Below are 24,131 nucleotides of genomic sequence, written 5' to 3' on the forward strand. Positions count from 1 at the left end.
GCCGGTGGCGGGCCCACGGCCACTCGGCGATGTCGGTTCCGCACATGCTGTGCCACCCCCCTTGCGGCGCGCTGGCCGGAATGCTGATCCCCCGACTCAGCCCCTGGTCGGGATCCTTGCCATCCGATTGCCGTCCGCTTGCCGGTTCCATCGGTATACACGGGAACCACTTTGCCAATTCCGTGATCGTTTATTGGCCATTCATCGGCCCTCAATCATTGGAGGAACATCCGCTGAACTAGGATTAATTCGCCGGAGATGTCTCAAGCGTGGGAACGAATGGGGCCGAATATGTCTGTACGTCAGGCTCAGAGCGCACCGCAGCCTCCCCAGTCGCCCACCCCCTCCGGACCGGTGCTGCAGGTCCTGGGGCCCATGTCGGCCCAGTTCGGGGGGCAGGACGTCCCCCTCGGTCCACCACGTCGTCGGGCGCTCCTGGCGCTCCTGCTGATACGGCTGGGCCGGGTCGTCCCCACCACGGTTCTCGTCGAGGAGCTCTGGCGGGACGATCCGCCGCAGCGGGCCGTCGCCACGCTGCAGAGCCATATCTCCCACCTGCGCCGGGCGCTGGCCCCCGCGGCCGGCCCCGGCAGGTCGGCGGTACTGCGCCACCGGGCCCCCGGATACGTCCTTCAGCTGTCCCCGGAGCAGGTGGACGTCCACCAGTTCGAGCACCTCTTCTCCACCGGGCGCCGGTTTCTCGCCCGCCAGGATCCCGCCGCGGCCCGGGACCGGCTCACCCGGGCGCTCGCGCTGTGGCGCGGCTCCCCGTACGCCGAGTTCGTCACCCACCAGCCGCTCGCCGACGAGTGCACACGGCTGGAGCAGGTCCGGCTCACGGCCCTGGAGGCATCCGCCGAGGCCGGACTCGAACTGGGGAAGACCGCCGAGGTGGTGACCGAACTGGAACGCGAGGTGCGTCAGCATCCGACGCGGGAGCGTCTGGTGGGCCATCTGATGACCGCGTTGTTCCGGTCGGGCCGTCAGGCGGAGGCCCTGGAGGTGTACGAATGGACGCGAAGCTATCTGGTCGAGGAGTACGGCGTGGACACGACCGCCGAACTCCAGCGGCTCCACACCGCTCTCCTCCGGCAGGAACTCGGCGATCAACGTCCCCACACCGTGCTGAACGTCGAGCTGCCGTCCAGGGCGCCCGAGTTCACCCGGCCCGTTCGGACCGGGTTGTCCGTCGAAGCCGAGCCGGTGGCCGCGGTGACTCCCGCGGCCGGGGAAACGGTCCTGCGCGGTCCGGAGAAGCCGAAGGGTCAGGGCCGTACGGCACAGACCCGGTCCCTTGCCACCGGGCTCACCCTCGGTGAACCGGTGACGCCCCCGCCCTTGACCGGCCGGGAGCGGGAGCTGAGGCGCCTGGTCGCCGCGACGGCCGGAGCGGCGACCGGCCGTGGGCATCTCGCCTGTGTGTTCGGCTCTTCCGGGCTCGGCAAGACCCATCTGGTGATGGAGCTCGTCCAGCGCCTCCAGAGCATGGACGAGGACATCGAAACGATCCGGAGCGGCTGCTTCTCCGGTGAGGGGGTCCCGCCGTACTGGCTGTGGACCCAGGTGCTGCGCCGGCTGTCGGCGGCACGGCCCGACGCCTTCCGCGCCGCCGCGGCCCCCTTCGGCTCGCTGCTCACCCCGCTGCTGCCCGGGTGGCAGACCGGTCCGGACGACAAGGGCGAGGGCGAGCCGGACAGTTCTCAGGTCCCCTTCCGGACCCACGACGCGCTCTGCGAAGTCCTGCTCGCCCTGGCCGCCCAGCGGCCGCTGGTGCTGCTTCTGGAGGACGTGCACTGGGCGGACAACGTTTCCCTGGACCTGCTTCGCCTGCTGACCACTCGCCGTCAGGGCCATTGCCTCAGCATCGTACTCACCGGCTGGGACCTGGAAGCCTGGCCCGACGCCTCGCGGTTCCGGGTGATGACCGAGGTGCTCAAGGGTCCCAACACGGAGATTCTGCGGCTGGCCGGCCTGACCCGGTCGGACGTCGCCACCCTTGTCGACGCGCACGCCGGGCCCGGCGTCGACGAGCGGGTCATCGACGCGCTGCACCGCCAGAGCACGGGCAGTCCGTACTTCGTCCTTCAGATGCTCTCCCTGCTCTGTGACGCCAGGGACCTGCGCGATCCCGGCGCCGTCGACGAGCTCCTCGGCCTCATCGTCACGTGCGCGCGCAAGGTTCTCCGCCAGGAATTCGCCATGCTGCCGGAGCCCGTCCTGCGGCTCCTCCGGCTGTGCGCGGTCGTCGCACCCGATATCGAACTGGACCCGCTGTGCCGTGCCACCGGCACCAATTCGGCCATCGCCATCGTGGAGTCGGCGGTCCGGTACGGGCTGCTCGCCGCGGACCGGCACCGCAGCGGACGGCTCCACCTCGCCCCTCCGCAGGCTCAGGAGGTGCTCACCAGCGAGCTGACGGAGGAGGAGCACCAGCGGCTGCACGCCCGGTACGCCGACGCCCTGTCCCCGCATGTGCACGAGGACAGCGACCCGGAGGAGATCGATCGCGTCGCCCATCACGCCTGGCGCGCCAAGGGCGCCATGCCCCCGGAGCGGGTACTGCCCTGGCTGCTGCGCGCGGCCGAGAACGCGGAGCTGCGCCTGGCCTCCGAGGAACGCGAGATGTGGCTGCGCCGCGCGCTCGGGATGGCGGGCTCACTGCCCGACGACCCGTCCGCCCGCGATCTGGAGCAGCGACTTCACTTGGAACTGGGCCATCTACTGGGCCACGTACGCGGATTCGGCGACGCCGAGGCGGAGGCGGAGGTCACCCGGGGACACGCCCTCCACTCGACCCCCCAGACCTCCGACGACCCGGCGGTCCTGTCGATGCTGGGCGTGTCGCTTCTCGTCCGCGGCCGCTACGACGAGTCGAGGCAACTGTCCATCCTGCTGCGGAACATCGCCGAGCGCACCGACGGCCCGACCGCCCAGCTCGGTGCGGCGTACGGCGAGGGTGCGGCGCTCTTCGTCCGCGGTCTCCTGCCCGACGCGCTCAAGGAACTTGAGCACGGCGTCGAGCTGGCCGACCGGCTCGCGCGCGAGGGCCGACTGCCGGAGGGCACGTACCGGTCCGACCCACGTGTCTACTTCCGTTGCTACGACGTGTTCGCCCGCTGGCTGCTGAACGACCGTGCGGCGGCCACCGAACAGCGTCGGCGCCTGCTGCGGCTGACCCGGTACGAGAGCAGGCCGTGGGACCGGATCGAGGCCCTGTACGCCGACGCGATCGTCGCCGCCTGGGAGGGCGATGTGGAGACGGCACGGTCCTCGGGCTCCGAGGGCATCGGGCTGGCCGTCGAACACGGGCTGGACTACTGGAAGGCGATGCTTCAAATGCCGCTGGGCTGGGCCCTCACACACACCGGCCACCGGGAGGGGATCCCCGAGATGAGGAACTCGCTGGCGGAACTGCGACTGTCCCGGACGCATATACGCCTGCCCCTCCACTTGGGGCTGCTGGCCCAGGCCCAGCACCACGCCGGACAACGGGAGGACGCGGTGGACACCCTGCGCACCATGGTCGCTGTCATCGAACACCGGAGCGAGTACGTGTACCTCCACTCCGCCCTGCCCGCGACGCGCCTGCTCCACGAACTCCTGGGCAAGGACACGACCGAACGGTTATTGCCGGAGTGAGTCGTCAGGTGTGCGCGGACAGGGAGGACGGGTACACGGCGAGGGAGAAGGAATGCCCGGCGGGGTCCGTGTAGACCCTGACATCGCGCGGACCGCTGTTGTCCTTCGTGTCGACCGGCCTGGCACCCAGACCGATCACCTCGCGCTCCGCTTCATCCATGTCGCCCCGGCCCACCAGGATGCGCAGATGGGCCTGTTGGGCGTCCTCCGGGCGCGGCCAGCTCGGCGGCGCATAGCCGTGGTCGCGACGGACGGCGAGATGCACGCCGTTGTTCCCGACCACTTCCACGAAGTCGGGGTCGCTCCCGATACGGGTCTCCGCGCCGAGCAGGCCGGAATAGAACTCGGCCAGTTCCAGGGGTTCGGCGCAGTCCAGAACCAGAACACTCGTCTTCTCGACAGTCATATTTCCCGGATACCCCGGGTGCGGCCACCCACTCCGGCCGACCCGGCTTCGAGCGACCCGGCTTCGGGCGACCCGGCTTCCGGCGACCCGGCTTCCGGCCGCTACGACGCTGTCCCCTCCCCCGCCGCGTCCAGGACGTAACAGCCGGCCACCGCGCCGGGTCGGATCGCGGCCCTCAGCCGCTGCCCTCGCGTCGAAGCCGGGCCGAGAGATGGTGCTGGAGGGGCTGCCCGACCGCGGCGAGATCGTGGACGAAGGTGAGCGTGTTCCCGTCGGTCAGGGTGTAGCGGCGGCGGGTGGCGCTGACCTCCTTGGCGGTGGGAGCGAGAGCGACCTGTTGGGTGGCGAGGTCGAGGGTGCCGTCGTCCGCATGGCCGACCGAGATCTCCGCGATACCGGTGGGCTGGGTGATCAATGCCTCCACCCGCCCGTCGGGCTGCATGCGCCACCAGCCGCCCTCCCGGGCCGAGGGCCGCAGCGGGGTGCCGTCCGCGTCGATCAGCCAGGCTCGCGCCTCGTAGCGGAGGAAGGGCCGCCCGTCGTGGCTGAACGTGACCTCCTGCGCGTACGCGAATTCCTCGGCGAGCGTCGGGTACTCGCCGCGGCCCCGGCCGACCCAGGTGCCCAGGAATCCGATCAGCGGCGCGAGCAGCGGGTGCGGCGCAGGTGCTTCGTCGGGGCGAGAGGTGTCGGGATACGGGTGCTTGCGAACGGACTCGAACATGCGCGCTCCTCGGTCGGGTTCGGTGCCGGTCGCAGCCTAAGGGCTGCCCCGCGCGTCCGGCTCAACGGCTGAACCGTACGTCGAGGCGATGCCCTGGTCAGCCCTGCGGGGGCTGCTGGGGCGGATGTGGCGCCGATCCCGGGATGTTCAGCTTGATACGTGTGGTGAGGGTGCCCGCGTCGGCGTGGGGCCAGGGCCATGCCACGCCGCCGGCGACAGCGGTGCTCCACGGCGCGTTGTGGGCCTGGCCCGATGGCCGATGCCCGGATGTGTCCTGTACCGAAGGCTCGTAGAAGGAGTCCAGTGCTTCCAATACGTCCTGCACACGGGCGATCTCCAGCTGGATCTCCTCACGTCGTCGGATCGACTGTTCGATCTCGCGCCGCATCTTCAGCGACTGGCTCTCCAGGGCCTCCCATACCCGGTCGGCCTGCCGGGCCGCTTCGGTGAGGATCGCGTTCGCCTCCTCGCGAGCCGCCGCCACGATGGCTTCGGCCGACCTGGTGCCGGCGGAGGGTGCGGACGTCGTGACGCCGGATGCGCGGAGCAGTGGTTCGGCCCCCGTCCGTGTGGTCTTCGCCTCGCGCCGGGCCTCCGCCGGCACCGCGGCGGCGTCCTCGCGCAGCCGCTCCGCCGCCGCGGAGATCTCTTCCGCGTCCTGCGAGGCGGTGCGTGCGCCGTCCGGCAGCGGGCCGCCACCTGCTCGGTTCTGACGCGCTCGGGCCGCCGCCCTGGCGGCGATCTGCGCTTCACGGGCGGTACGCCACAGCTTCCGGAACTCCTCCAGCTTGGCGTGGTCGCCGGGAGCGAGCAGCCGCACGAGTTCCAGCGTGAACTGCTGCGAGGGCAGCCGTTTGCCGTTCAGTGCCTCGGAGACGGCGGCCGGGGACAGCGGGACCTCCCGTCTGGCACCTCGGGAGATCTGCCGCAAAGGCGGTGTGCCGGAGTCCAGGTGCACCGCGCGCAATCGGTGGGCGAACCCCCTCAACGCCTTGTCGTAGGCATCGGCCAGGGCGTCGGCCGAGGGCTCGGCACCGTCCACCGCGTCTTCTTCGTCGACAGCACCCACCGTCGGGCTCCTTGTGTTCGTTCCAGCACGTTCCGTCACGCTAGTCGGCTGTGCGCGGGACTTTCGGGCGTTCCAGCGAAAACCACCGAACGAATGGCGTTTCGGCCGAACACCTCGCCGGTTCGGATTCGTCTTCGTCTGTTCGCCCGGCTGGTCTCCGGCTCGACCATGTCCTCCCATGGAGTCGTCGCAGTGAGAGGGCGCCGGTGATCCGCGGAGACGGACCCGGCGCGAGCAACCGGAGGAGTCACCATGACGGGGAATCGCCGTACGGACCGCGGGGGTTGGCATCTGAGCCTGGACGGCAGGGGGCTGGAGGTCGGCGCGGGCGCGCACCTGCGTCTGTCGGTCTCGCTGGCCGCACTGCGCTGGATCATGTGTCTGGGCGGAGCGACCGCGGCAGGCTGCACGTACTGGACCCGGCTCGGCCACTGAGACGTGGACCGGGTGCTGAGACGCGTACCGGGTGCGGGCAGGACGGCGGAGCCCGGCCGGGCCGAAAGTCACTTGATCGAACCGGAGGTTCTGCATAGCGTCCGCCACATGGAAACGAAGCCTCTCATCCGTCGCTACAAGTCCTCCGACGAGGCCGAGGTGATGGCTCTGTGGTCGAGTGCCTCGAAGCTGGCCCACCCGTTCGTCGAGGGTGAGGGCGAGGGCGAACGGGCCCGGAAGGTACGGGAGGTCTATCTGCGCGAGGCCGTGAACTGGGTCGCGGACGAGGACGGTGTCGCCGTTGGCCTGCTGGGCCTGATCGGCAGCGAGATCGGTGGCCTGTTCGTCGCGCCCCGGGCTCAGGGGCGGGGAGTCGGGCGGGCGCTGGTGGAACATGCCGCAACGCTGCGCGGCGATCTGTTGCTGGAGGTGTTCGAGGCGAATCCCGGGGCCCGTGGCTTCTACGAACTCATGGGCTTCGAGGAGCGCGAACGCCGCGTGGACGAGGAGACCGGGCACACTCTGTTCGTCATGTTCCGTCCGGGACACTGACCGCGTCGCTCGCGTCCCGCACCAGCGGTACGGCCCGGCTCACCCCCTCCGTGGGCCGGGCACGCTCCGTTACCGCCGCGATGGCCTCGGCGGGGTCAGTGGCTCACGCCGTTCTCCGCCGCCTGGCTCAACAGCGGCTCCACCAGCGGCGGCTGGAAGCCCAGAGCCAGGAAGGCCACGGGCCGGGAACCGCGCCGTATGATCTCGAACCGGTAGAAGGCCAGGAAGAGGGACTGGGAGACCATCATCTGCATCCCCATCACATCGGCCCACGCGACCGCCCTCCGCGGCTGTCCGAACAGACCGGTGATGACCAGGCCGTCCCTGAAGAGGTAGCACCGCCTGAGCCCGAATCTGGTGGATGCGCGGCCCCATGCCCACCTGAGCCCGATCGCGACCAGCGCCGCCGAGATCGTGATGGCGCCCTTGGTGAACGCCGCCGTGGGCCTGATGTACACCAGGGCGACGAGCAACACCAGGCACAGGCCTATGAGGAGCCGCCGACCGAGCTGGGCAAGCGCTCCACCCAGCGCCGCTACGGCATAGTCGCCACGCGCCTCACCGAAACCGGCCCCGTTCACGCCTGGTCGCATGCTGAATCGTCTCCCCGGTAGGTCATGTGAGGTGAGGTCTCCTTGTCGGTGCGCGTGAGCCACCACGTCATTGCCTTGTCCGCGCGATGAGTTCGGCGAGCAGACGGGTCCGGGGAACCAGCCGCGCGACATCGACGTACTCGGAGTCCGCGTGCGCGCCGCCTCCCACGGCACCCAGACCGTCCAGCGTCGGACAGCCGGCCGCCGCGGTGTAGTTGGCGTCGGAGGCGCCGCCGACGGCGCGTCCGCGCAAGGGTTCCTGACCCAGTTCGGCGGCGATCCCACAAGCGAGGGCGAACAGGGCGGCGGAGGACTCCGGTCCCATGGGCGGCCGTTGCCTGCCGCCCAGCACCTCCACCGTGGCTCCGGGCGTCCGCGCGCCGAGACCTCGTACCAGCGCGTCGATCCGGTCCTGTTCCGCGGTGGTGGGCGCTCGTACGTCGACCGCCAGCCGCGCCAGCGCGGGCACGGTGTTGCGCGCGCTTCCGGACGACATCAGGGTGGGAGTGACGGTCGCGGCGCCCAGGGGTCCGCCGTCCGCGCCGGAGGCGGCCGACGAGGCTCCGAAACCGGCCACGGCCAGCACCTGGTGAGCGATCTCGACCGTGGCGTTGACCCCCTTCTCCGGTTCCTGGCCCGAGTGCGCGGCCCGGCCGTGCACCACGACCTCGTATCGCGACGTGCCTTTGCGGGCGGTCTTGAGCGCGCCCTTCTCGTCGGCTGCCGCCTCCAGCACGAACGTCGCCGCGCACCCTCGCGCGGAACGCTCGATCAGCTGCCGGGAGGTGGTGGATCCGACCTCCTCGTCCCCGTTGACCAGCACGCACACGCCCTCCGGGGAAGGCAGGGAAGCCAGTGCGTGGAACATCTGCACCAGACCGGCCTTCATGTCCAGGACTCCAGGACCGCGAGCCCTCCCACCGGCCACCGACCAGGGGTGGGTATCGAGCGAGCCGATGGGCCACACCGTGTCGTGGTGCCCCACCAACAGGACCCGCGGCGTGCCGAAGGTCCAGCGCAGATGAGTCACTCCCCCGATCACGATCGTCTCCGGCGCGGCCCCCAGCAGCCTCGCCCCGAGGGCGCCGACCACCTCGGCGCTGCGCGCCACCGCCCCCAGGTCGGCCGAGAAGGACTCACAGAGCACGAGTTCCTTGAGGTCGGCCAGCATCCCCGGCAGGGCGAGGTCGTGCTTCCCGGTCACCGGTTCCGCCCCGTCGTCCATTTCCGTCGTAACACCGCGCGTCCTCCTCGGATCTCATGGGCCTCTGATGGAGCGGCGGAGCTCGTTCCCGTTCCGGAGCACCGCCGCGTGAGACGACGCTAGGACGGGGCCCGGCATTCCACCAGCGACTGGTTTGCATGGAAGCCATGCGCTTGAGGAATGTGTTGATGGAGGATGGTGCGGCTGGCGAAGGTAACCGGAGGGCGGTACAAGGGTGTTCGAGAACGACGCGCTGCGGCTGTTCGTGACCGTGGCGGAGAGCGGTTCGTTCACGGAAGCGGCGGCCCGGCTCAACTACACGCAGTCCGCGGTGTCCCGGCGGATCGCCGCGCTGGAACAGCGGTCGGGCGGGGCCCTGTTCGACCGGCTGCCTCGCGGCGTACGGCTCAATCCCGCCGGCCGCACGCTGCACCGGCACGCCCTGGAGGTGCTGGACCGGCTGGCGCGGGCGGAGCGGGAGCTGGCCGTGCTGCACGCCGGCCTCGGCGGACTTCTGCACGTCGGCGCATTCGCCACGGCGAACATCTCCTTGGTGCCCGGTGCTCTGCGGGCACTCCGGGACGCCAGACCGGAGGTCGAGGTGGTCGCGGCCGAAGGCACGACCGACACCCTGATGCGGCGGCTCTCGGACGGGGCGCTGGACCTCGCCGTCGTCAGCGACTACCCGTCCGGCCTGCCGCGGGCCGACGGTGTCACGACGACCGTGCTGTGCGAGGACGAGCTGTGCGTCGCCCTTCCGCGAGGGCACCGGCTGGCCGGTACCGGTCGGATCGACCTGCGCGAACTGCGCGACGAAGCCTGGCTCCAGAGCGCATACGGTGACCGCCCGACGATGCTCGCCGACGCCTGTGTCCGGGCGGGATTCAGCCCAAGGAAGATCATCAGGATCGCGGAGTGGACGGGCAAGTTCGGCTACGTGGCCGCGGGACTGGGGGTAGCACTCGTACCCTCGCTGGCCGCTCGGGCGGTCCCCGGGACGCTGGCCGTGTGCCGCCTCACCGATCCGGCTCTGCGCCGGACTCTGCACGTGGCTCTGCCCTCAGCGCCGCTGCCGGCCGCCCTGGAACTGCGGGACCTGCTGCGTGCTGCCGTCGACCGTGAGGAGTGAGATACGTAGGTCCTCGTCCACGCCTGCCTCGGAGCCGGGTACGGATCGACGGTCGCCCGTGCGTGGCCGTCCGTGCCCGTGGGCGCCTGGTGCGGTGGTCCGGCGCTTCGTTCGCGCTCCGGATTCCGCGGGCGCGGTCATGTTCGCCACCGCCACCGCCACCGGCCGCGGCGATGTGTGCGCCATCGACGCGCTCGCGTGATCGGAGTGAGCGATCGGCACGTCCTGTGTGCGCCGGGCCGAGGACGCCTCCAGGTGCGATCCGGCGATCAGTGGGTACAAGAGCCCATGACCCGAGTTGGTGCGGGCACGCTCCCCCGCCCGCACGAATCACCGAGGCCCCATGGTTCGCCCATGGGGCCTCGGCTGTGTCAGGTGCTCCACGGGCTGCCGCACCGGGACCGTCCGCGCCGGGACCGTCCGCGCCGATGCCGGAGCACCCGGGCGTGCTCTGCGGCCCCGCGGGATGTCCCGTTCAGCTCGGCGTTCTCCAGCGGCGGCCGCCCTTCGCCGCCGCGACCAGTGCGGGCACCGTGCCGAGCTTGATCCGCGGGCGGCCGTGTTCGCGGCCGCGTGCCCGCTCCGCCCGGTCGATGGCGGCCAGCCCCCGGGCGTCCACGACGTCGCGGCCACGGCTCCGGGCGAGGCGGTGGAACGCCTTGGGCGGGTGAACCGGGGAGGCCAGGGCGCCCGCGATCGCGTCGGCCAGCAAGGTGCCGACGGTCTCGGCCGCGCAGGTGCGGTTGGCTCCGATGCCGCCCGAGGGGCCGCGCTTGATCCAGCCGACGACGTACGTCCCGGGCATGCCCACCACCCGGCCGCCCTCGTGCGGTACGGTCCCGCCCGACTCGTCGAAGGGGAGCCCCGGCACCGGCATGCCGCGGTAGCCGACCGCCCGCAGCAGCAGGCCCGCCGGGATGTCCCGTTCACCCGGACCGTCCGTCACGCGCACGGCTGCGACGCTGTCGTCACCGAGCACCGCCACGGGAGCGGAGTGGAAGCGGAGGACGATGCGACGGCCCGGAGCCGGCGGACGCGACCAGTCCGGCCTCCGGCGGGGCACGTCCCGCAGCAGGGCCGCCTTCTCGCCCGGTGCCGCGCTGTCGATCGCCGCCCGGGTCCGGGGATCGTGGTCGTCCACGACGAGTTCCACACCGGGCAGATGCCCGAGGGCGCGCAGCTCGGAGGCGGTGCAGGCCGCGTGCTCGGGGCCCCGCCGGCCGAGCAGGACCACCTCACGCACCGTCGAGTCCCGCAGCGCCGCGAGGGCGTGATCGGCGATATCGGTGCCGGCCAGCGTGGCCGGATCCGTGACGAGGATGCGCGCGACATCGAGGGCGACGTTGCCGTTGCCCACGACGACGACCCGTTCCGCGGAGAGGCCCACGGACTCGGGCGCGACTTCCGGGTGGGCGTTGTACCAGGACACGAACGAGGCCGCCGAGCCGCTGCCGGGCAGATCCTCGCCGGGGATGCCGAGCCGCCGGTCGGCCGAGGCACCGACCGCGTAGATCACCGCGTCGTGGTGCGCGGCGAGTTCCTGGGCCGTGATGTCCTTGCCGACCTCGATGCCGAGATGCATCCGTACACGGGGATGGGAGTGGAAACGCGCGAAGGTCTCGCCGACCTTCTTCGTCGCGGGGTGATCGGGCGCCACGCCGTAGCGGACGAGACCGCCCGCCACCGGCAGCCGGTCGACCAGCGTCACCTGGGCGTTGGTGTGCAGGAGCAGATCCTCGGCGGCGTACATGCCGGCCGGTCCGGTACCTATGACCGCCACCCGGATGGGCGCGAAGTCGGACGGCAGGCTGCGCGCGAAGGAGGGCTCGCCCCAGGCGTGGAAGTTCGGTCCGGCGGGGGCCTGCCCGGGTTCCTTGTCCGTGAAATAGGCGGCGTTGATCGCGGCGTACTGTTTCTGCGCACCGAAGAGGCTGTCCACGGGGAAGATGGCGTCGACCGGGCAGGCATCGGCGCAGGCACCGCAGTCGATGCACGTCGCCGGGTCGACGTAGAGCATCTCCGTGCTGCCGAACGCCCGTTCCTCGGGGGTCGGATGAATGCAGTTGACGGGGCATACGGCGACGCAGGTGGCGTCGTTGCAGCAGGTCTGGGTGATGGCGTAGGTCATCTCGTCAGCTCAGGTCGTCGGCTCGGATCAGGTCAGATCAGCGCGGCGCGCTTGTAGAAGAACATGGCCGGTCCGGTCAACAGCCGGGCCGAGGCGAGGAACTCCATCAGGCCCGAACAGCTGGACCGCATCAGGGACTTGTGGTGCTCATTGGCCCTCGCCTCGGCGCGGGCCCGCTTGCTGTCGAGGCCCGCGTTCGCGTAGACGTCCCGGTTCACCATGCTGGTGACGATGTAGTACGAGGCGATCGCCACCACGAACGCGTTGATCCGGCGGCGCACCGCGCCCGCGTCGCGCAGCCGCTTGCGGGTCTCGTCACGGGCGAACTTCATGTGCCGCGACTCCTCCACCACATGGATGTTGTTGATGGTGCGCACGAAGGGCGCGACCCGCTCATCCCTCATCCAGTCACGCTGCATCACGTCCAGCACTTCCTCGGCGACGAGTATCGCCGCGTACGCGGCCTCGCCGAAGGCCAGGGTCTTGAATGCCCGCCCCAGCTCCACCACCGCCCGGTGCGGCCGGTAGGCGGGGGCACCCAGCTTCGCAGCACCCCTGGCGAACATGATCGAGTGCCGGCACTCGTCGGCGACCTCGGTGAGCGCCCACTGGAACCGGGGGTCGGTCGGGTCCTTGGCGTACATGTCGCGCAGCACCATCTGCTGGAGGATCATCTCGAACCAGATGCCCGTACTGGCGACGGACGCCGCTTCCTGGCGGGTGAGCGCCTTGCGCTGCGCGTCGGTCAACTCCGCCCAGTACGCGGTGCCGTAGAGCGTGCTCCACTCGGGGCTCGCCCCGTGGTCGTCCTTGTTCAGCGGGGTCTCCCAGTCCACCTCCGTGGCCGGGTCGTACGACAGCTTGGCAGCCGATTCGAGCAGCCGTCGGGCGACGTCCTGCTCGACGGGGCGGCCCTGGTCCTCCGGCCGAACGGTGCTGCTTGCCATGGTGCGGCTCCTTGAATCGAGAGATCGACCCGACGCTGCCCGACCGGTGTCCCATCGCGTGCCCGTCCGATGAGACCGATGGCCGCCGAGCGCCGCCACGCTTGTTAGACACCGTGTCTAGCAAGCTTATTAGACGCAAGGTATAGCAAGAGTGCCGCGCGGGCCTACCCCTGCGCCGAGAATCTGTACGAGCTCTCCACGGCTCGGGCGAACGCGCCTGCCTGTCATCGGAGTTGCCGAGATGGGCAGCCGGTTGCGGCTGGGAACGATGAGGGCACGACGGCTCGGACCACGTTCAGGACAGAGGCCGCGTAGAGGTTCAGGCGGGGTCGTAGGCCGCCGTGGGCAGCTGAGGTACGCGCTCGCGGCCGGTGTCATCGAGTCGGCAGGGAACATCGAAAGCGGTGTTCCAGCCGTCGGCCTGCGGCGAAACGCTCTTCCGCTTCCGCTGGAGCGACTCCCAGGCATGGGGCGATCTCCGCCCGGAGACCGCCCCATGCCTGGTGGCTCAGTCTCATGAGATATCTTCCCGCAAACTTCGACAGGGCGACGCCTGGGGCCTCATGAACGAGCCGCACAGACGGAACGCCACCCGCCGCGTGCTCGAAGGTGCGGCGTCCGCCGCACCTTCGATTCACCACAACAGGCTTCACCAATAGTGACGCCTGCCGCCCACAGCGTGACCGATTCCACCGAGAATCCAGAGAATGGCGCCGATGACGGCCAGGATGACTCCGATGGTCCAGATAATGCCGACTCCTGTCACCAGCCCGATCACGAGAAGGATGACACCAAGGACAATCATGGTGTTCTCCAATCGCAGCGCGAAACCGTCGAGACACCTTCAATTATGCGCCTCACCGTACGCTTTCCGCCGCCCGCATCGTTCAGGCCGATGCCGGCCGGAACGGCGCGTAGTCGCTGCCCGAGGAAGGCGCCATCGCGAAAGTTCCCTCGGGCAGTTCATTCCACACGCCCGGCGGATCCCCCAACGGCTCGGAAACGATCAATCGGGTGTCGTCCGACAGATCGCGCAGAAGTGCGAGATTCGGGTGCAGCATGCGCACGGTCTCCGGTCGGCTGCTGTAGAAGAGCGACCGTGACTGGCCCCGGCTCGAATACCGGAACGCCCATACGCGCCGGCCGTCGGACACGGCCACCGTCATCTGGAGTGGGTACTCGACACCGTGCTCCCTGCCCAGCCGCTCGACGAAGCCGGCCATCCGCGCGACGGCTCCCGGCACGTCCTGGTCGAGGCCGAACGTCACGGCCAGGTAGAACATGACCTCGGAGTCCGTGGAGCCCTCGATGGACGAGAAGAGCGCGGGGTCGACCGCCAGGCACAATTCCCTCCGCAGTCGAGGAAAATCCGTGATGGCGCCGTTGTGCATCCACATCCATCGTCCGCTTCGGAACGGATGGCAGTTGGACTGCTGCGTGGCCGTTCCCGTCGACGCCCGGACATGCGCGAAAAACAGGGGTGAGCGGACATGACGGGCGATCTCACGGAGGTTCCTGTCGCTCCACGCCGGTCCGGTCTCCCGTACCACGGCCGGTTCACCGTCCCCCTCGTCCGATGCGCAGGCATACCAGCCGACCCCGAATCCGTCACCATTGGTCGTCTCCACCCCGAGCTTGGAGTGCAGGCTCTGGTCGATGAGGGAATGAGCCGGCTTGTACAGGACATCGTCCATCAGGACGGGTGATCCGGCGTAGGCGAGCCATCGGCACATGGCGGCCGCCCCTTTCTCTGCTTCTCTGCCTTTCCCCTTCGGATATGGCTCCGGTTGTCGAGCGTGATGCCTCCCCCTCCAGCGAACCAGCCGGTGAACGGTGCCGCAAACGAGGAGCACTGCGGCTTGCGACGAGCCCTGGCCGGTGATCCACATGAGGCGCGAGCGCGGGCCCTCTACGATGTGATGAGGCGCGAAATCCACGAGGCCGGGCACCGACCGGAATACGCACCGACCGGAATTCGTACTGTGCGGAATGCAACCCACGTGGAGGCGTTCATGGCGATTCGGCATCGTCTCATCCACAGCCCGCCCCACCGGCTCTGGGAAGTTCTGCGGGACGCATCACGCTACGGCGACTGGGTGGTCGGCACCGATTCCTCCCGTGCGGCGGGCGGAATCTGGCCGGAGGTCGGATCCTCGATCGAGTACACGGTGCGTCTGGGCCGGAAGGAGTTCCACGGGCGGACCGTGGTCCGTCTGCTGGATCCCCCGGGGGCCCTGGAACTGGAGGCGCACAGCGGGCCGTTGGGCACGGCTCGGATCGCCTTCGATATCCGGCCGTGGGGCGATGACACCCTCGTACTGGTGGATGAACACCCCCTGCGAGGAATCGGCGGCCAACTGCACAACGCGGCCGTGGACGCGCTGCTCCAGATGCGTCACCGTACGATGCTGCGCCGACTCGCCGAGGTCGTCGAGGCTCGTGCCGACGATGACGCCGACGCCGCGTGACGCCCCAGCACCGGGACGAACGCCGAACCGCGGCCCATGGCTCCGTCGGCACGGGTACGGGACGGCCCTCAGCCCCGCGCCCACGGCCGCAGCTTCTCCGGATTGCGGACCGCCCAGATCCGGGTGACGCGGCCGTCGGCGACCTCGAACGAGGCCACGGTCATGACGGTGCCGGCACGCTGGGCCACCAGGCCCGGCACTCCGTTGACCGACCGCTCCAGGAGTTCGAGCCCCGGAGCCTTGTCGGCGATGGCGGCCATGTACTGGGCGATGCGCGCGCCGCCTTCGATCGGGCGTAGGACGGTACCGACCAGGCCTCCGCCGTCGGCAGTCATCACGGCGGCCGGGTCGAGGAGGTCGACGAGGGCCGCGATGTCCTTGGTCTCCCATGCCTCTTTGACTTGCCGCACCGTGTCGGCCTGCCCGGCCGCCGTCTCCGGAGCCCGGGCGACGCGCACCCGCCGGCGGGCGGAGGCCGCGAGCTGCTTGCAGGCCGCGGGGGTCCGGCCGAGGACGTCGGCGATCTCGGCGAAGGGGTACCGGAAGACGTCGTGCAGGACGAACGCCACCCGCTCGGCGGGTGTCATCGACTCCAGGACGACGAGGAAGGCCATGGTCACCGATTCGTCCAGGACCATCTGGTCGGCGGGGTCGGTGCCATGGCCGTGGTCCCACTCGGCGCGGTCGGGCAGCGGATCGGGCAGCCACGCGCCGACATAGCGTTCACGCCGGGCCCGTGCCGAGCCGAGCACGTCCAGGCAGACGCGGCCGGTCACCGTGGTCAGCCAGGCTCCGGGGGACACGATCTCGTCCTGCCGGCTTCGCGGCAGCGCGTACCAGCGCGCGTAGGCCTCCTGCACGGCGTCCTCGGACTCCGCCAGTGAACCGAGCAACCGGTAGGCGACATTGATCAGTTGGCGCCGCTCACCGGCTATCCCCTCGGTGCTCGTCCCAGCCGTCCCCATGCTCCCGATCGCCTCCTCGCCTTACCTTTCGCAGGCCCGCGTCGTCGGGCTGATGAGACCTTATCGATCTACTGCCCCCGGGCGGAAAAGGGGACCGCGACATGGCAACCCAGGCGACGGCACAGCGCCGCTTCTCGTTTCTGCAGATCGCGATCACCCTGCAGACCCTGACCATCTTCCTTCAAGCGGTCTCCGCCGGACTGCTGCTGACCTCGTCCTACGGAGAGACGCTGCACAGCGCCGGAGCCCGCGTGATGTACGGGGCGTCGATGCTGTACGTCATCGCGGCGGTGCTGGCGTGGAAGCCCGGCGGCGGCTCGCCCCGGCCCGTCTGGCACGCGTCCGGCTTCCTTGTCCTCGCCTCGGTCCAGGTCGTGCTCGGCATCGCGCACATACCGTCGGTCCATCTCCCCCTGGGTGTCCTGATGTTCGGACTGAGCGTGCTGGCGCTGGCACGGCGCTGAAGTCGGATACGCGCGCGAGTCGATCGCACCCACCAAACGACTCACCACCACGCCTGTGAGCGACGCACCGAGCGTGCCCGACTCGCGCGAGCGTGACATCTTCGGGCCGTCCGGCGCTGGAATGAGTGCGGTCCCCGGCAGTCGGCGGCCGGGGACCGCACCCCCGGCATCTTCCGGTTCCCCCGGCAGACTCCTGGACATCACGGCATTCCACTGGCCCTCCGGGTCAGCCTTGCGCCGTGGTGAGTTCGCAGAGGCCGGCACGGACAGCGGCGGCGCCTGCGTCAAGTTCGTCCCGCTCCCTCACTCGCCAGTTCGCGTTGATCCGGTACCCGTCCCCCGCGAAGCGGGGAAAGACGTGCAGGTGCACGTGGAAGACTTCCTGAAAGGCGGCCTCGCCATCAGCGAGGAACAGATTGACGCCGTCGCACCGCAGGTCTGATCGCCGGAGTGCGCGGGCGAGTCGGTGAGCCACCGCCCAGACGCGACAGCCCATGGCTTCCTCAAGCTCTTCCAACCCCTCGGCATGGACCTTGGGGACGACAAGCAGGTGGCCCGGAGTAACAGGCTGGAGATCCATGAAAGCCACGACCGAGTCGTCCTCGTAGACGATGCTGGCCTGGGTCTGACCTCGCACGATCGTGCAGAAGACGCACTCGCTGTGTCCCACTGGTTTCTCCTCGGACGGTGGAAGGCGGCCCCACCCCATCAGATCCCGAGCCCGTGGGCCAGTCGTCTGATGACCTGGCTCAGTGCTCGGACGCGGATTCGAGGACCCACTCGCGACGGTATGAGAATGCCGCTCGCAGGATGTTCCGCTCCGGGACCGGCACGTCCTGTCGGGAGTGGTGGTCCTCGGAATCGCGAGGACCGACAGACAAGGTCGCGGGACTGCGACCCGGGTGTTGCCTCATCACGCAGGCCGTCAACACCTGCCACGCGCGTCCCCGTTCGGGTGATCTGCGGCGCGTCGGGAGGATCTCGGGGCGGTGTGGGCAGTCTCCAGGCGTCCGGATCCTGGGAGGGGAATTCGTGGGAGTGTCACGCGAGTACGGAGGCGCCATCAGCGAGGGGCCGACGCCGGCCGATGCGGCGGGGGCGCTCGCGCTGCCCTACCCCAGCGGTTGGTCCGCGCTGGCCTTCTCCGACGAGTTGTGTCCCGGTGCTGTGCTCACGCGGCCCTTGGCGGGCCAGGACGTGGTGCTGTACCGGCTCGGTACGGGGGCGGTCCGCGCCGTCCGTCCGTACTGCCCGCATCTCGGCGCGCATCTGGGTCTGGCGAAGGTCGACGGGGACGATCTCGTATGCCCCTTCCACTTCTTCGCCTTCGGTCCCGACGGCACGTGCGTGCGGACGGGATACGACACGAAGCCGCCGCGATCGCCGTTGACGCAGCTGCCCGTGCACGAGGTCAACGGTGCTGTCTTCGTATGGCGGCACCATGACGGCCGGGCACCGGACTGGTTCATTCCCGAGTGGCACGAGATCGGCCACCGACCTGCCCGGAACGCTGCCTGGGAGCTGGCCGGCAATGTCCAGGAAGTCATCGAGAACTCGGTGGACCTCGGGCATTTCGCCACCCTGCACGGCTGGGCCAAGGCCGAGATCGGCGGTCCTGTCAGCTACGACGACGCCTCGTTCCACGTGTCCATGCGGGCCCACGAGTCGGCGCCGCTCGTCGGAGACTTCGTCGTCGATGTGGAAGTGGACGGTTACGGACTCGGCTGCCTGCACGCCGATGTGCACACACCTCGGCTCGGACTGCGGATGTGCACGATGGTCATGCCGACGGCGATCGCCCCCAACCGGATGCAGTTCCGTCAGAAGAACCGCATCGCCTTCACCGAGGCGGCCCGGCTGCCGGCCCCTCTCGCCCGTGTGGTGAGCCGAACCGCCGCCAGGCTGCTGGACCGTGCTGTCTTCCGCTCAAGTTGCGAATTCACCGCGGCCGACTTTCCGATCTGGAACCACAAGCAGTACCAGCAGCCTCCTCGGCTCGCTCCGGGCGACGGGCCGATCGGCCCCTTCCGGCGCTGGGCCCGGCGGTTCTACCCGGTGCCGGAGGGAGAGGAAGAACTCGGTTCGGCGACAACGACGAGCGAGGCAACGGGGCTGACGGGACTGCCGCGCCCTGAGGTACCCGAAGTCACATCGCCGCGAACGGAGCCCGCCTGAGCTGACGACGTTCACGGCGCCGATACCGGCAGAGGGCACGACGGGATGAAGCGCGACGAGCAGGTCGCTCACAGCTCGTCCAGGACCGGTGGCCGTGAGCTCGGCCGGCGCCGGTCGGCGCGGGCCCACACGCGTGATTGCGGTGCTGGAGAATCGCGCCTATGGCGAGCAGCACATAGTGCGTGCCGAGAGACTGGTCGGCTGCGACGGTGCGGGCAATAAGGTCCGTGCCGGTGCGGGCATCCGGTGCACGGCATGAACACCGGGATCGGCGACGCGGACAACCTCGCCCAGAAGCTCGCCGCCGGCCGCGTCACCGCGGCGCTCCTGGACAGCTACCGGGCAGGACGCCGCCCGGTGGCCCGGTTGGTCATCGACCTGTCCAGCGACAACGCCCGTGCTCGCACCCGCCAAGGGCTGCCGGAGATCCGCGCTCGATCCCGATCACCCGCCTCAATCAGCAGCGGCGGACTCGGGCACGGCGGCAGGGACATCGCGGACCCCCAAGCGCGCCAACGCCATCGTCGTCCAGCCCTCCACCGGACCGCGGGTACGTCGACGTATCGACCAGCTCGATGACGTCAGCCTCGACGTGGACGACCCCGACGGAAAAGTGCAGGTGTTCTGCGAATGACACCCGCCGTGGCCGCCGGTCGCCCGCCCGGACCACCGGGTCGGCCGACCGGCGGCCACGGGCCTTCAATCCGTCACCCGACGCATCCGCGGCGTCCGGCCCGGCCACCGCGCCGCCTGGGCCCCGGCCCTGAGCCCTGCCCCTCCCCTGAGCCCTGGGGTGAATGAGCGTTGCGGCGCACCGGCCCCGACGGCGTGGTGATCCACGACGTGAAGTGCGAGCCGTGCGCCGACGCCTGACAGCCCCTCAATTTCGTGCGAACGCCGTTCATCATGACGCCCACGCATACGCTGCGCACTGCACGCCCTCACCTCTCGCGCAGCCTCAACTCACCTGATCCCCCGGCAACTTCGGACTTCGAAAGGGAAGCACCCATGCCCAGATCACGCTGTTCGCGCGGGCTGCCTCCCGCGGACCGAAGGCGGCGCCCGCTCCCCTACCAGGTGACCAGAAGCCGCATCGGGCTGCGGGAAGTGGAGCCCAGGCGCCATTCGACCGTGTCCGGCGGCTCCGCGATCCTCAGGCCCGGGAATCCGGCGGCCAGGCGGTGCAGGGCCAGTTGCAGCTCCAGCCGGGCCAGCCAGGCGCCCAGGCAGTAGTGGGGTCCGGCGCCGAACGACAGGGTCGGGGCCTCCATCGGAGCGAACAGGTCATCGAGCGGCCCCTTCGAGAAGACCTCCGGGTCCCGGTTGGCCATGCCGCAGTCCGCGACGACCACCGCGCCCGCCGGAATGGTCACGCCGCCCACGTCGACGGCCGCGGACGCGCGGCGTACGCTCCCCCGGTCGTCGCCCAGGGGGATCAGGTGGAGCAGCCGGTCGGCCGCCGCCCCGGCCGCCTCCTCGTCGGCGCCGAGTCTGGGCCAGCACTCGGGCCGTTCACCGAGCAGGTAAAGGAGCGAGTTGCCGAGCATGGTCATCGTGCTGTCGTGGCCTCCCACGACCAGTCCACAGACCAGGCTGACCAGCTGCGCCTCGGGGATCCCGCCCTCCTCGTCGGCGGCCGCGACCAGGCTGCTGACCAGATCGTCCCCGGGCTTCAGACGCCGCTCGGCCAGCAGTTCGGCGCCGAACGCGGTGAACTCGGCGAGTGCGGTGGCCACTTCGGGTGCGGAGTGGGAACCGTCCGAGAAGGCGTGCTCGCTCCAGTGGCGCAACCGGCCCCAGACCGACGCGTCAAGACCCATCAGCCGGCTGATCACCGCCACCGGCAGCGGGAGGGCGAATTCGGCGACGATGTCCACCGGCCGCTGCCCGCGGTCCAGGTCGTCCAGGAGCTGTTCCACGATCGCGGCGATCCAGGGGCGCCAGCGGGCGACGGCCCTCGGGGTGAACGCGCGGCGCAGGGTGCGGCGCAGCCGCAGGTGGTCGAGGCCGTCCTGGTTGAAGATCAGGTCGGGGTTGTTCACGAGACCCGGCGCGTCCGACAGGGCCGGACCGTCCGCCGCGTACAGTTCGGCGCGGCCGAACCGGGTGTCGGTGAGGACCTGCCGCACATCGGGATATCGGCTCACCAGCCAGCCCGGGGACCCGTCGGGCAGCGTCATGGTCCGGGGCGGGCCGGGTTCGTCGAAGTCCAGCCGGTGGAGCGGGGGCAGCGGCTCGTCGGGGCCGGCCTTCGTCGTGCTGTCCGCGGCGGGCACGGTGCCTCCTGGTGTCGTCGTCCGTTGCGGCAAGGGCTGTCCCAGCGGTCCCGGGGCGTCGGCGCCCGTCGCCGGACGAGGTGCGTCGCAGGGCGGAGGGACGTCCGCGTACTGAATGTATTCGGGTGCTCCGACAGCGCGGCGAGGCGCCGTGGTCGTCGTCGCGCGCCCGCCGGGAATCGTGGGACAGCCCTTACGGGTCACAGCTCGACCAGGACCTTTCCCAGGTTCGCCGCCCGGTCGTGATACAGACTCCCGTAGGCGGCCGGGATGTTGTCGAAGCCGCTGTGGAGGGTGTGGTCGAAGACGACCTCCCCCCGGCGGATCTGGCCGCCGAGTTCGGTGTGGAGTGTCCGCCAGTTCTCGTCGGTGAACCATTCCAGGGAGAAGATCCCGCGTACCGTCGTGCGCGGGAACATGATGTACGGCAGGAGCCGGGGGCCCACGGCGTCCCGGCCCACCTGGGTCGCCCACTGCCAGCAGACGGCGACCTGGCTGTTGATGTTCAGCATGGAGAACACCGCGTCGGTCACGGCGCCCCCCAGATTGTCGAAGTAGCGGTCGATACCGTCCGGGGCCGCCTGCGCGAGCGCGTCACGGATGCTGTCGGCGCTGTCCCCGTGCCGGTAGTCGACGACCTCGTCGAAGCCGAGGCCGGTGAGGTGCTCGGCCTTCCGCGGGCTCGATGTCGTACCGATCACGCGTGCTCCGGCCTGCCGGGCCAGTTGGCCGACCAGTGTGCCCACGGAGCCGGAGGCGCCGCTGATCACGAGGGTGTCACCGGGGCGGATCGTCATGAATTTGGTCAGCGTGCCCCAGGCCGTCATGCCGGGGCCGCCCATCGCGCTCAGCGCCGTCGTCAGTGGAAGGGCGTCGTCGTACCAGCCGGGGTCGAGGCGTCGGTAAGCGGGGAAGACCATCGGGAATGTGCCGGTCTGCCAGAGCGTGGCGGCGCCCGTGCCGATCACATGGGAGCGCCAGCCCCCGAACCCCTGCACCAGGTCGCCGGGCCGGTGCGCGGCCAGGGGTCCGGCGTCCAGCACCTCCATGATCGAGTCGGCCCCCATGTGTCCGCCGAGCGGGGTGTCCAGGGCGATGCCCTGGAGGTAGGGGTCCACCGAGACGTACAGCGTCCTGAGCAGCATCTCGTCGGGGGCGAGGTCCACGTCGATGTCCTCGACGACCTTCTCGTAGACCCGGTCGACGTCGGGAACACCCTTGACGTGCTCACGGACCACCCACTTCTTGATCTTCATTTCGCTTCCCTTTCCATGCCTGCGTGCTTTCCGACCGGAATGACGAGATGGGTCGGTGGCGGCCCTGTCCGGTCGATGGAGGCGGTGAACGTCCTGCCGTCGTCACGGCAGATGAACTGCACGACGTGCCGGCCGGCCGCAGCGGCCCGGATCAGCCCGCCGGTCGTGGCCCAGACACCGGACTGGTAGAAGTTGCTCAGCCCCGGCAGTCCGGGGCCGTGTTTCTTGACCAGTTCCTCCAGCGTCTCCCCGCTCTCCACGAACGGCTGCCAGCCGAGGACGGTCCCGTCGTGGTTGCCCGTGTAGCGGACCTGGGTGAGCGGGCTCGACACGTCGCGTACGGCGATGGCGTCCTCGATGCCGGGGTAGCGCTCCTCCAGGAATTTCACGAGCGCCACGCGTGCCCGGCGTTTCGCGGCGTAGTAGCCGCGTCCGTGGCGCACGGGCAGCGTGTGGAGTTCCTGGCCACCGCGGGCGCGGCTGATCTGTTCCGGCCCTTCGTCCAGTTCGCGCCAGGGGGCGATGTCGCTGAAGTACGTGGCGTAGATGACGGTCGTCTCCTCGGGGGAGAGTTCCGGGTAGTGGCTGCTGCGGAACTGGACGTTGATGCTCGGATGACGGATGCCGGTCAGCTCGGCCGCCTGGGCGTCGTCCAGCAGATAGGTCGTGCACGGGTCGGCTTCGGGGAAGGTGCGCTTGAGGCCGAGGAAGAGGGTGAAGTAGCCGGGGAACACCATGCCCGGTTCGTGAATGGTCTCGGTGTAGAGGCGGCGGTAGGCGTCGTTGAGATAGCGGCCGCCCAGGAACTTCATCATGGTGGTGTGCCCGTCGCAGGCGGACACCACGATGTCGGCCCGGATCTCGCGCCCGTCGCTGAGGCGGACACCGACCGCGCTGTCCCGCTCGACGAGCACCTCCTCGACCTTGGCGTTGTACGTCACCTCGCCGCCGAGGCGCCGGTAGCGCCGCTCGATCGACTCCGAAAGTCCGAGCGAGCCGCCCTCGGGCACACCCGCGGACAGATTGGCGTGCGAGGCGAGCTGGAAATGGGTGGGCAGGACGGGAAACGCCGGGTGTTTCTCGTACAGGACGAAGTTGAAAGCCTGGCGCAGCAGCGGGTCCTTGAATGTCGCCGAGTAGTCGGACATCAGCACGCTGATCGCCTTGCGGATGGAGTTGAAGTACGGGATGAACGAGGCCAGCATGCGCCAGCGTTCGGTCCGTCCCATGAGTCCGACCGGCTTGAGGAAGGGGTAGACGGCCAGACACTTGCGAAACGCCCGGAGCTGTTTGCAGAACTCCTTGATCTGTTTCGCGTCGGCGGGCGACAGCTCGGTCAGATGGGCCTGCAGCCGGTCCGGGTCCGAGTAGAAGTACACCGCCCGGCCGTCCTGTCCGCGCACGATGTTGAACACGTCGAAGTGGCGTATCTCCTTGCCCTGCAACGCGCCGAGTTCCAGCCAGATCTGGTGCATCTCGTTGCCGGGGCCGCTGCCGAGCAGCCAGCTGACGCAGGCGTCCAGCGTGAAGTCCCCCCGCTCCCAGGCGGTGCAGCAGCCGCCGGGGATCTCGTGCATCTCCAGGATCTGGGTCCGGTAGCCGTTCAGCTGCGCGTAGCACCCGGTGGAGAGCCCACCCAGCCCCGCGCCGATGATGATCATCGTCTTTCTGCCGCGCGCCGAACGCGCCATGGGCTCGCTC

21 protein-coding genes and 1 pseudogene are annotated in these 24,131 nt (G+C 69.8%); 8 read left to right on the top strand and 14 right to left on the bottom strand.

Annotation, left to right across the window (positions count from 1 at the left end):
* The first annotated feature begins 291 nt into the window (after positions 1–291).
* Positions 292–3,639: a BTAD domain-containing putative transcriptional regulator gene (locus tag OG413_RS30105; protein WP_266811124.1), complete on the top strand. Its 3,348-nt coding sequence runs from the start codon at positions 292–294 to the stop codon at positions 3,637–3,639.
* 4 nt (positions 3,640–3,643) lie between these two features.
* Here the strand turns inward: OG413_RS30105 and OG413_RS30110 are convergent, their stop codons facing one another.
* The 3 genes from OG413_RS30110 to OG413_RS30120 form a co-directional block, all read right to left on the bottom strand.
* Complete coding sequence (locus tag OG413_RS30110) at positions 3,644–4,045, bottom strand: VOC family protein (protein WP_266811126.1); 402 nt, start codon at positions 4,043–4,045, stop codon at positions 3,644–3,646.
* 175 nt (positions 4,046–4,220) lie between these two features.
* Positions 4,221–4,769, bottom strand: a complete 549-nt coding sequence (locus OG413_RS30115; RefSeq protein WP_266811127.1) for an FABP family protein — start codon at positions 4,767–4,769, stop codon at positions 4,221–4,223.
* 97 nt (positions 4,770–4,866) lie between these two features.
* Positions 4,867–5,838 carry a hypothetical protein gene (locus tag OG413_RS30120; RefSeq protein ID WP_266811129.1) on the bottom strand — a complete coding sequence of 324 codons (972 nt, stop codon included), beginning with the start codon at positions 5,836–5,838 and terminating at the stop codon, positions 4,867–4,869.
* A gap of 252 nt (positions 5,839–6,090) precedes the next feature.
* Here OG413_RS30120 and OG413_RS30125 point away from each other — a divergent pair, with 252 nt between their 5' ends.
* A complete protein-coding gene (locus OG413_RS30125; RefSeq protein ID WP_266811131.1) occupies positions 6,091–6,273 on the top strand; it encodes a hypothetical protein in 183 nt (60 codons plus the stop codon).
* Positions 6,274–6,381: 108 nt separating this feature from the next.
* On the top strand, positions 6,382–6,825 hold the full coding sequence (locus tag OG413_RS30130; RefSeq protein ID WP_266811133.1) for a GNAT family N-acetyltransferase: 444 nt from the start codon (positions 6,382–6,384) through the stop codon (positions 6,823–6,825).
* Positions 6,826–6,920: 95 nt separating this feature from the next.
* On the opposite strand, the gene OG413_RS30135 is transcribed toward OG413_RS30130, so the two are convergent.
* A complete protein-coding gene (locus tag OG413_RS30135; RefSeq protein WP_266811135.1) occupies positions 6,921–7,418 on the bottom strand; it encodes a hypothetical protein in 498 nt (165 codons plus the stop codon).
* 67 nt (positions 7,419–7,485) lie between these two features.
* Complete coding sequence (locus OG413_RS30140) at positions 7,486–8,589, bottom strand: M20 family metallopeptidase (RefSeq protein WP_266813155.1); 1,104 nt, start codon at positions 8,587–8,589, stop codon at positions 7,486–7,488.
* Between the two features lie 268 nt (positions 8,590–8,857).
* Here OG413_RS30140 and OG413_RS30145 point away from each other — a divergent pair, with 268 nt between their 5' ends.
* Positions 8,858–9,751: a LysR family transcriptional regulator gene (locus OG413_RS30145; RefSeq protein ID WP_266811137.1), complete on the top strand. Its 894-nt coding sequence runs from the start codon at positions 8,858–8,860 to the stop codon at positions 9,749–9,751.
* Positions 9,752–10,226: 475 nt separating this feature from the next.
* Here the strand turns inward: OG413_RS30145 and OG413_RS30150 are convergent, their stop codons facing one another.
* The 4 genes from OG413_RS30150 to OG413_RS30165 all read right to left on the bottom strand — a co-directional run bounded on the left by OG413_RS30150 (position 10,227) and on the right by OG413_RS30165 (position 14,559).
* A complete protein-coding gene (locus tag OG413_RS30150) occupies positions 10,227–11,879 on the bottom strand; it encodes an FAD-dependent oxidoreductase (protein WP_266811139.1) in 1,653 nt (550 codons plus the stop codon).
* A 32-nt stretch (positions 11,880–11,911) separates the two neighbouring features.
* Positions 11,912–12,826 (bottom strand): diiron oxygenase, encoded by a 915-nt coding sequence (locus tag OG413_RS30155; RefSeq protein WP_266811141.1) that lies wholly within the window; start codon positions 12,824–12,826, stop codon positions 11,912–11,914.
* Positions 12,827–13,475: 649 nt separating this feature from the next.
* Positions 13,476–13,631 (bottom strand): DUF6131 family protein, encoded by a 156-nt coding sequence (locus OG413_RS30160; RefSeq protein ID WP_266811142.1) that lies wholly within the window; start codon positions 13,629–13,631, stop codon positions 13,476–13,478.
* 82 nt (positions 13,632–13,713) lie between these two features.
* Positions 13,714–14,559 carry a class II glutamine amidotransferase gene (locus OG413_RS30165; protein WP_266811143.1) on the bottom strand — a complete coding sequence of 282 codons (846 nt, stop codon included), beginning with the start codon at positions 14,557–14,559 and terminating at the stop codon, positions 13,714–13,716.
* Between the two features lie 279 nt (positions 14,560–14,838).
* Between OG413_RS30165 and OG413_RS30170 the strand changes: the two genes are divergently transcribed.
* A complete protein-coding gene (locus tag OG413_RS30170; RefSeq protein ID WP_266811145.1) occupies positions 14,839–15,294 on the top strand; it encodes an SRPBCC family protein in 456 nt (151 codons plus the stop codon).
* 68 nt (positions 15,295–15,362) lie between these two features.
* On the opposite strand, the gene sigJ is transcribed toward OG413_RS30170, so the two are convergent.
* Positions 15,363–16,259: an RNA polymerase sigma factor SigJ gene (gene sigJ / locus OG413_RS30175; RefSeq protein ID WP_266811147.1), complete on the bottom strand. Its 897-nt coding sequence runs from the start codon at positions 16,257–16,259 to the stop codon at positions 15,363–15,365.
* A 101-nt stretch (positions 16,260–16,360) separates the two neighbouring features.
* Here sigJ and OG413_RS30180 point away from each other — a divergent pair, with 101 nt between their 5' ends.
* On the top strand, positions 16,361–16,723 hold the full coding sequence (locus OG413_RS30180) for a hypothetical protein (RefSeq protein ID WP_266811149.1): 363 nt from the start codon (positions 16,361–16,363) through the stop codon (positions 16,721–16,723).
* Positions 16,724–16,949: 226 nt separating this feature from the next.
* On the opposite strand, the gene OG413_RS30185 is transcribed toward OG413_RS30180, so the two are convergent.
* The gene (locus tag OG413_RS30185; protein ID WP_266811150.1) at positions 16,950–17,393 is read right to left on the bottom strand and encodes an HIT family protein; all 444 of its coding nucleotides are present in this window, start codon (positions 17,391–17,393) and stop codon (positions 16,950–16,952) included.
* Between the two features lie 362 nt (positions 17,394–17,755).
* Between OG413_RS30185 and OG413_RS30190 the strand changes: the two genes are divergently transcribed.
* Positions 17,756–18,898, top strand: coding sequence for a Rieske 2Fe-2S domain-containing protein (locus OG413_RS30190; protein WP_266811152.1), 1,143 nt, complete (start codon positions 17,756–17,758; stop codon positions 18,896–18,898).
* A 252-nt stretch (positions 18,899–19,150) separates the two neighbouring features.
* A pseudogene (locus tag OG413_RS30195) lies at positions 19,151–19,267 on the top strand (FAD-dependent monooxygenase); the annotation flags it as partial.
* A 701-nt stretch (positions 19,268–19,968) separates the two neighbouring features.
* Here the strand turns inward: OG413_RS30195 and OG413_RS30200 are convergent.
* The 3 genes from OG413_RS30200 to OG413_RS30210 form a co-directional block, all read right to left on the bottom strand.
* Positions 19,969–21,174: a cytochrome P450 gene (locus OG413_RS30200; RefSeq protein WP_266811154.1), complete on the bottom strand. Its 1,206-nt coding sequence runs from the start codon at positions 21,172–21,174 to the stop codon at positions 19,969–19,971.
* 200 nt (positions 21,175–21,374) lie between these two features.
* A complete protein-coding gene (locus tag OG413_RS30205; RefSeq protein ID WP_266811156.1) occupies positions 21,375–22,430 on the bottom strand; it encodes an NADP-dependent oxidoreductase in 1,056 nt (351 codons plus the stop codon).
* On the bottom strand, positions 22,427–24,091 hold the full coding sequence (locus OG413_RS30210; protein ID WP_266813157.1) for an NAD(P)/FAD-dependent oxidoreductase: 1,665 nt from the start codon (positions 24,089–24,091) through the stop codon (positions 22,427–22,429). The genes OG413_RS30205 and OG413_RS30210 overlap by 4 nt, the downstream gene beginning before the upstream one ends.
* Between the last annotated feature and the right edge of the window lie 40 nt (positions 24,092–24,131).

This window comes from Streptomyces sp. NBC_01433, from assembly GCF_026340105.1.
Taxonomy (GTDB): domain Bacteria; phylum Actinomycetota; class Actinomycetes; order Streptomycetales; family Streptomycetaceae; genus Streptomyces.